At 69.9% G+C, this 1,151-nt stretch carries 1 pseudogene; it reads right to left on the bottom strand.

Annotated elements, in window-relative coordinates:
• Positions 1-1,151, bottom strand: a pseudogene (locus AC07VC_RS16210) (hypothetical protein); the annotation flags it as partial.

The raw sequence follows: 1,151 nt of genomic DNA, 5'->3' as shown, positions 1-1,151 counted from the left end.
ACATCAGCAGCAGCGTCCACGTCGGCAGCAGCGTCGGTGTCAGCAGCAGCATCGACATCAGCAGCAGCGTCCACGTCGGCAGCAGCGTCGGTGTCAGCAGCAGCATCCACATCAGCGGCGGCATCTACGTCCGCAGCAGCGTCGGTGTCAGCAGCAGCATCCACATCAGCGGCGGCATCTACGTCCGCAGCAGCATCGGTGTCAGCAGCAGCATCCACATCAGCGGCAGCATCGGTGTCAGCTGCGGCGTCGACATCAGCAGCGGCATCTGCATCCGCTGCGGCGTCCACATCAGCAGCAGCGTCCACGTCCGCAGCAGCATCCACATCAGCGCCACCATCGACGTCGGCATCGGCATCTCCGTCGACATCAGCGGCGCCGTCCGCGGCAGCCGCGTCCACCGTGAAGGTCACCGAGTCGGAGCCCGCCTCCGCGTCGTCCACCGTCTGGGTGGCGGTCGCGGTGTAGGGGCCGACCGGCAGGTCGACGAACACGACATCGAAGGCACCCGTGACCGGGTCCGCCGTCGTCGTCTGCGTCTCCTGGCCGGGGATGGCGACCGCGACCGAAGCGCCGGGCTCGGCGGTCCCGCGGATGGTCACGTCCTGCGGACCACCGGGGATCACCTCCCCCTGCGCCGGCTCGGTGATGATCACGTCGGCGATGACCGGCGCCACCGTGAAGGAGACGGAGTCGGTGCCGCCCGCGGCCTGAGTCGCCACCGCGATGTAGTCACCGGGCTCGAGGCCCGGGAAGACGACGGAGAACGAGCCTGCGGTGGGTCCGAACGGAGCCGCCGTCGCCGTCTGCGTGGCCTCGCCGTCGATGGTCACCGTGACCACCGTGCCCGGCTCGGCCGTGCCGCTGACGGTCACGTCCTGGGTACCGCCCTGGAGGATCTCGCCGAGGTCGGGCTCGAGGATCACGACCGGGTCCGCCGCGTCAGCTGCAGCGACCGTGAAGTCCACCGAGTCCGTGCCGGAGGCGACGCCCCCGACCGTCTGCACCGCGGTCGCCGTGTAATCACCGGCAGGCAGCTGCGGGAACGTCACCGAGAAGGCACCCGTCGTCGCATCCGCCGTGGCGACCTGGTCGTCCTGGCCGAAGATGGAGACCGTCACCGTGGCGTTCGGCTCAGCCGTGCCGCTCAC

Source organism: Clavibacter sp. GW821-FHT01D01 (assembly GCF_059422605.1).
This window is presented reverse-complemented; position numbering and strand designations above follow the sequence as displayed.